Below are 7,729 nucleotides of genomic sequence, written 5' to 3' on the forward strand. Positions count from 1 at the left end.
GAGAATACTTATGGAAAACAACAAGAAAAAGCTGCAGATCCCAAGTACATGTGCACTGTTATTCATGCTCATGATCGTCTGCGCCATCCTGACCTGGATCGTTCCGGCAGGTGAATTCGACACAGAGAAAGTGGGCAACTTAAACAAGGTTATCGCAGGTACCTATCACACCGTAGAAGCTTCCCCGGTCGGTCCGTGGGCAACTATCATGGCAGTCGTACAGGGATTCTACAAAGCCGCAAAGTTAATGGTCATGGTCATGTTTGTCGGCGGTGGCGTTGAGGTCCTTGAAAAGACAGGAGCGATCCACGCTGCGTTCGGAAAACTTGCTTCCAAGCAGAACTTAAATGTAAACGTACTTGTATTCTTAGTAATGGCATTCATGTCCATCGGCGGCGCAGCAGGCGTTTTCGCAAACGCGGTCGTTGCCCTGATCCCGATCGGAATCATCCTTGCAACAAACTTAGGGTATGATTCCTTCACAGGCTTCCTGCTTGTATATATAGGCGCTTATTCCGGATTCAACGTAGGTTGGGCGAACGCCTCCACTATCGGTACTGCACAGCCGATCGCGGAGCTCCCGATCTTCTCCGGTTTCAGTGTCCGTGTCGTATTAAACATCATCAACTTCGCGATCTGCTATTTCTTTACGATCCGTTACATGAAAACCATCAAGGCGGATCCGAAGAAGAGCTTAAACTATGAAGCTGGCAGGAGTGAATCTGACAGCATGGGCGCAGGAAAAGATGGAGCGAAGGCGATCGAAGCACATTTAACAACGAAGCACCTGATCAGCCTGATCGGTCTTGTCGTAGCGGTTGCGGCAATCCTGGTTGGCTCTGTAAAATATAAATGGAGCTATGATCAGATCGCAGCTACATTCTTTACACTTGCGGTTGTTGTTGGCCTTCTCAATGGTATGGGTATCAACGGAACAACGAAGGTATTTATCGGTGGCTGTTCCAAGATGGTAAACGCCGCGTTCATTGTCGGCTTCGCAAATGGTATTTCTGTGATCCTTGCAAGCGGAAACATCTTAAATACGATCGTTTACTGGCTGTCCATCCCGATGTCCGGAATGGGTTCCATCCTCGGAGCGAACTTCATGTTCGTCGCAAACCTGATTATCAACCTTTTCATTCCGTCCGGTTCCGGACAGGCTGTAGCAGTTATGCCGCTTATGGTTCCGGTTGCTGATCTTGCAGGCATCACAAGACAGGTTGCTGTACAGGCATTCCAGTTCGGTGACGGCTTCTCCAACTGCCTCTTCCCGACAGCAGGTACTCTGATGGGTTCCCTCGCGATCGCAAAGACAGACTGGACAAAATACGCAAAGTGGCTCATGCCGCTCCTCGGATGCCAGGTGATCCTCTCATTCGTATCCTTAACGGTCTTACAGAGCATCGGCTGGACCGGACTGTAGGAAAACATATAATATAAGGAAAAAGGACTTCCGTTCCCTGTTGGAAGTCCTTTTTCTTTTTATGCATGGGACAGATGATCCGACAGAGCTTTTGACTGAGTCCGGGGGAAATCTCGTAAAATGAGTTGACTTATCATAGCCTGAAAAATATAATACTTTTATTAAGGAAAGAAAAAACCCTTGAAAACCTAAGGCAATCAGCGTATTATGGTGAACGTAGGCGTGAAATTGCGCGATAAAGAGAGAAACAGAGGTACCTTTATGGCATTAAAGAAAAAGCCGGTCACCGGCATGAAAGATATTCTCCCGGCAGAGATGCAGATCCGGGATTATGTGCTGAACCAGATCAAAGAGACTTACCGCGGCTTCGGATTCTCCGCGATCGAGACTCCATGCGTGGAGCACATTGAGAACCTCCTGAGCAAACAGGGCGGCGACAATGAGAAGCTGATCTTCAAGATTTTAAAGCGCGGCGAGAAATTAAACATCGAGACAGCAGAGACAGAAAACGACCTGGCAGACGGCGGACTCCGCTACGATCTGACACTTCCGTTATCCAGATATTATTCCAATAACTCTGCAAACCTGCCGTCCCCGTTCAAGGCACTCCAGGTCGGCAGCGTATGGCGTGCAGACCGTCCGCAGAAAGGCCGTTTCAGACAGTTCGTCCAGTGCGATATCGATATTCTCGGTGATGCGACGAACCAGGCTGAGATCGAGCTGATCCTTGCGACGACGACAGCGTTAAAGAAGATCTGCCCGGACAACAGCTTTGAGGTCCGCGTGAACGACAGAAAGCTTCTCCGTGCGATGGCTGTATACAGCGGTTTCCCGGAGGAAGATATCGATAAAGTATTCATCACGGTCGACAAGATGGACAAGATCGGTACCGACGGCGTAAAGGCAGAACTCATCGAAAACGGCTACTCCGAGGAGACAGCCGATAAATACCTGGATCTGATGAGTCAGGCAACAAACGATGCAGCGGGCGTCCGCCGCATGGGCGAGATCCTTGCAGGCGTTTTAGAGGACGGCGCTGCGGAGAACCTTGCGCAGATCATGGAGACAGTCGGCGAGGTTTCCGATGGAAGCTTCAAACTTGCATTTGATCCGACTTTAGTCCGCGGAATGGGCTACTACACAGGAACCATCTTCGAGGTTTCCATGGAAGGCTTCGGAGGTTCCGTAGCCGGTGGCGGAAGATATGACAAGATGATCGGAAAATTCACAGGCATGGACACACCGGCCTGCGGTTTCTCCATCGGATTTGAGCGTATTGTTACCATTCTTCTCGACAACGGATTTACCGTTCCGGGCGGCAACGAGAAAGAGGCATGGCTCTTTGAAAAGGGCATGAGCTCCGAGAAACTTGCTTCCATCATGAAAGAGGCGATGGCGGCCCGCAAGGAAGGAAAGATCATCCTTGTCGCACAGATGAACAAGAACAAGAAGTTCCAGAAGGAACAGCTTGGAAAAGAAGGCTACAGTGAGTTTAAGGAATTCTATAAGGAAGACTTAAAACACTAAATATACCATAATACATTCAGTTGGGATCGTTGACATCCTGGCTGTTTCAGGAGGAAAATCATGGCAGAATCAATGGCAGGCTTAAAGCGTTCCTGCCGCTGTGCTGAAGTCACAGAGGCAAACGTAGGCCAGGAAATGACACTTATGGGATGGGTCCAGAAGAGCAGAAACAAAGGCGGGATCATTTTCACCGACCTTCGTGACCGTTCCGGAATCATCCAGATCATCTTTGAGGAGAGCGACTGCGGCGCTGAGAGCTTCGCAAAAGCTGAAAAATTAAGAAGTGAGTTCACAGTGGCGGTTGTCGGCACGATCGAAAAGCGTTCCGGCGCAGCAAACCCGAACTTAAAGACAGGTACGATCGAGATGAGAGCGAAATCTTTAAGAATCCTCTCTGAGTCCGAGGTACCGCCGTTCCCGATCGAGGAGAACAGCAAGACAAAAGAAGATCTCCGCTTAAAATATCGTTATCTTGACCTCCGCCGTCCGGATCTCCAGAGAAACATCATGACAAGAAGCCGCGTGGCAACTATGGTCCGCCAGTTCCTTGCAGATGAAGGTTTCCTTGAGATCGAGACACCGACTCTTATTAAGAGTACACCGGAAGGCGCGAGAGACTACCTCGTACCGAGCCGTGTACATCCGGGCGAGTTCTATGCTCTTCCGCAGTCTCCGCAGTTATTAAAACAGTTATTAATGTGCTCCGGTATGGACCGTTACTTCCAGCTCGCAAGATGCTACCGTGACGAGGACCTCCGTGCAGACCGTCAGCCGGAGTTCACACAGATCGATATGGAGTTATCCTTCGTTGACGTGGAAGACGTTCTCGAAGTCAATGAGAGACTCTTAAAGAAACTCTTCAAGGAGATCTGCAACGTGGATGTCCAGACTCCGATCCTTCGTATGACATGGCGCGAGGCGATGGACCGTTTCGGTTCCGATAAGCCGGATATGCGTTTTGGCATGGAATTAAAGAATGTATCTGACGTCGTAAAAGACTGTGAGTTCGTTGTATTCAAGAGCGCTCTTGAGAACGGCGGTTCTGTCCGCGGTATCAACGCAAACGGACAGGCTGGAATGCCGAGAAAGAAGATCGATGCTCTCGTTGAGTACGCAAAGGGCTTCGGTGCAAAGGGACTTGCATACCTCGCAATTCACGAGGATGGTTCCTACAAGTGCTCCTTCGGCAAGTTCATGAAGCCGGAAGAGTTAGATGCTCTTGTAAAGGCTATGGATGGACAGCCGGGCGACCTTCTGTTCTTCGCAGCAGACAAGAATAAAGTTGTATTCGATGTTCTTGGAAATCTCCGTCTCGAGATCGCAAGACAGTTAGACCTCTTAAAGAAAGACGACTTCAAGTTCCTGTGGGTAACCGAGTTCCCGCTCTTAGAGTACTCTGAGGAAGAGGGACGTTATGTTGCAATGCACCACCCATTCACAATGCCGATGGAGGAAGACCTTCCACTTATCGACACCGATCCGGGTGCAGTCCGCGCGAAAGCATACGATATCGTATTAAACGGTACCGAGCTCGGCGGCGGATCCGTCCGTATTCACCAGGATGACATCCAGGAGAAGATGTTCGAAGTTCTCGGCTTCACAAAAGAGAGAGCAAGAGAGCAGTTCGGTTTCCTTCTTGACGCGTTCAAGTACGGAGTACCGCCGCACGCTGGTCTCGCATACGGTCTCGACCGTGTCGTTATGCTCATGGTAGGCGCAGACAGCATCCGTGACGTCATCGCCTTCCCGAAGGTAAAAGACGCATCCTGCCTCATGATGGAAGCTCCGGCTCCGGTAGATCCGAAGCAGCTTGAGGATCTCGATATCGCGATCGTGGAGAAGAAGGAAGAAGAATAAAACGAGAAATTTCATCCAGAGAAATGCCCGTGAACAACGGAAATATCCCTTTGTGAAATGTTCGTGAACTTATAGAAATCCCACTTATTATCTGCTAAAATATAGCTGATGATAAGTGGGATTTTTCTATTCTATAGGAAATTTGTGAGACAATAGATACGGAGGTAATACTCATGGATGCAATAAAAGTACTTATGGTCGACGATGAAGAGAGAATGCGCAAGCTCGTAAAGGACTTCCTGACGATCAAAGGATACCGTGTTCTGGAAGCAGGGGACGGCGAGGAGGCGATCGATATCTTCTTTAAAGAAAAGGATATCAGCCTTGTGATCCTGGATGTCATGATGCCGAAGATGGACGGCTGGGAGGTCTGCAAAACGATCCGCCGCTACTCGCAGGTTCCGATCATCATGCTGACAGCGAGAAGTGAAGAGAGAGATGAACTTCTCGGCTTCGAGCTCGGCGTGGACGAATATATCTCAAAACCGTTCAGCCCGAAGATTCTTGTTGCAAGGATCGAGGCGATCCTGCGCCGTAGAAACGGAGTGGCGACCGGCGAGATCCTGGAGGCGGACGGAATCCGCGTGGACAAGGACGCCCACGAGGTGACAGTCGACGGAAAACCTGTGGATCTGAGCAACAAGGAATTCGAGCTGCTCACCTACTTTATGGAAAACAAAGGAATTGCGCTTTCCAGAGAAAAGATTCTGAATAATGTCTGGAACTATGACTATTTCGGTGATGCGAGAACGATCGATACACATGTCAAGAAGCTGAGAAGCAAACTTGGTCCGAAAGGCGACAACATCAAGACCATCTGGGGCATGGGATATAAACTCGAGGTGGATGCATGATGAAATCGGTACGTTCCCGTCTGACGGTTACGTTCATTGGACTGATCGCGGTGATCCTGGCTGTGATCTGGGGCGTCAACAAGTGGTACCTGGAAGACTTCTATGTGACGAAGAAAGTCCAGGCATTAAATGCCATGTACACGGCGATCGATGCCCAGATCGCGGAGAATAAAGACAACGGGATCACGATCGAGGAAGCGATGGAGCGCGATCGCGACGCGAACGGAAACATCACGGAAGGAAACTTACAGCGCTTGATCCGGAACTTCAGCGACAGTGCGAATGTTTCGGTCCTGATCATTGATAACAGCACGGAGGACGCGACGGTCTACTCGACGTCCCGGGATACGAAGTTCTTAAAAGACCGCGTGGACCGGTATATCTTCGGCTGGGCAAAGGCAAAGTATACGATCCTGGAAGAAAACGAACAGTACAAGATCCAGAAGACGTACGACCCGCAGCGCGAGAGTATGTACCTGGAAAGCTGGGGCTTTTTCACGGACAACAGCACGGCCTTCATCATGAGTGCGCCGCTCTCGAGCGTCGGGGAGAGCGTCCGGCTTGCAAACCAGTTCCTGCTCTATGTGGGAATCATCGCAGCGGCGATCGGAGGTCTGGTCATCTACCTGACAGCGCGACAGATCTCAAAACCGATCTACCGCCTGTCAAACCTCTCTGAGCGGATGTCGAATCTCGATTTCGAAGCGAAATATGAGCCGGAAAAGCATGAGATGGAGGAGATCCAGGTCCTTGGCAACAGCATGAACACGCTGTCAGAACGCCTGGAAGAGACGATCTCAGAACTGAAATCCGCAAATAACCAGCTCACGAAGGATATTGAGGAAAAGACAAAGATCGATGAGATGCGAAAAGAATTCATCGCCAATGTCTCCCATGAACTGAAAACTCCGATCGCCCTGATCCAGGGATACGCGGAGGGACTTCAGGAAGGAATGGGAGAGGAGAAAGAGAGCCGTGATTACTATTGCGATGTCATCGTGGATGAAGCCAACAAGATGAATCAGATGGTAAAACAGCTTCTGACACTCTCTTCTCTCGAGAGCGGAAACGACAAGCCGGTGATGGACCGCTTTAACCTGACGGAACTGATCAAAGGCGTTGTGAATGCGTCAAAGATCCTCATTGAGCAGAACCAGATCCAGGTGGAGTTCGACGATCAGACACCGGTCTATGTCTGGGCGGACGAGTTTAAGATCGAGCAGGTAGTTACCAACTATCTGAGCAATGCGATCCACCACATTGACGGCGAGAAAAAGATCATCATCAGGATGATCCCGGAGAACGGACTCGTCCGTGTATCTGTCTTCAATACCGGAACTCCGATCCCGGAGGAGGCGATCCCGAATCTCTGGACAAAGTTCTATAAAGTCGATAAGGCGAGAACCCGCGCATACGGAGGAACCGGAATCGGTCTCTCGATCGTCAAGGCGATCATGGATGCGCACAACCAGCAGTATGGCGTAAAGAACTGGGAGAATGGTGTTGAATTCTGGTTCACGCTGGACGGAAGAAATTCATAAATATATATGGAAGAAAGAGAACCCGGAACATTTTGGATGTGAACCCGGGTTCTTTTTTGCAGTCCGGGAATCTGTGAAAATATGAATAGATGAGCATATATGGTACATGATAACGGATAACATATACTATATGTTGTAAAAATGAAACACATGCGTAACAACACCGTAAAAGATGTAAAGAAAAGCGAAAAAACATGTAAAAAATGGTTGACTTTTGGACGGGGATTTGATATTATAATACTCGCCTTGAGAAACAGGGCAAAACTTATTAAGAGCCATTAAGAAAACTTCTTAATCACTCAAAAAAGTTTTAAAAAGTTCTTGACAAACCGGAAACGGTATGATAGAATAAATGAGTTGCCACTGAGAATGAAAGTGACAACGAAACAAAGTTCCTTGAAAACTGAACAGTATGTAAAACTCTGAAAATTCTTATAAAAATGGTCTTTTGGTTTAGACCATGAATGAGAACATTCAGAACAAAACCTAACAAAACAGTAGAACGGTTTAAAAATTAGCCAAGCTAA

Annotated in this window: 5 protein-coding genes; all 5 read left to right on the forward strand. The window is 48.8% G+C overall.

From position 1 onward, the window contains the following. Positions 1-10 precede the first annotated feature (10 nt). Positions 11-1,423, forward strand: coding sequence for a YfcC family protein (locus GPK90_RS07930; protein WP_215702679.1), 1,413 nt, complete (start codon positions 11-13; stop codon positions 1,421-1,423). 261 nt (positions 1,424-1,684) lie between these two features. Continuing rightward, positions 1,685-2,950 (forward strand): histidine--tRNA ligase, encoded by a 1,266-nt coding sequence (gene hisS / locus GPK90_RS07935; protein WP_118297149.1) that lies wholly within the window; start codon positions 1,685-1,687, stop codon positions 2,948-2,950. A 60-nt stretch (positions 2,951-3,010) separates the two neighbouring features. Then, positions 3,011-4,807 (forward strand): aspartate--tRNA ligase, encoded by a 1,797-nt coding sequence (gene aspS / locus GPK90_RS07940; RefSeq protein ID WP_118322537.1) that lies wholly within the window; start codon positions 3,011-3,013, stop codon positions 4,805-4,807. 173 nt (positions 4,808-4,980) lie between these two features. Further along, on the forward strand, positions 4,981-5,661 hold the full coding sequence (locus GPK90_RS07945; protein ID WP_118297147.1) for a response regulator transcription factor: 681 nt from the start codon (positions 4,981-4,983) through the stop codon (positions 5,659-5,661). After that, on the forward strand, positions 5,658-7,202 hold the full coding sequence (locus tag GPK90_RS07950; RefSeq protein ID WP_118530851.1) for a sensor histidine kinase: 1,545 nt from the start codon (positions 5,658-5,660) through the stop codon (positions 7,200-7,202). Before GPK90_RS07945 ends, GPK90_RS07950 begins: the two co-directional genes overlap by 4 nt. Positions 7,203-7,729: the final 527 nt, after the last annotated feature.

Source organism: Clostridium sp. MCC344, assembly GCF_018785365.1.
Lineage (GTDB): Bacteria > Bacillota > Clostridia > Lachnospirales > Lachnospiraceae > Pilosibacter.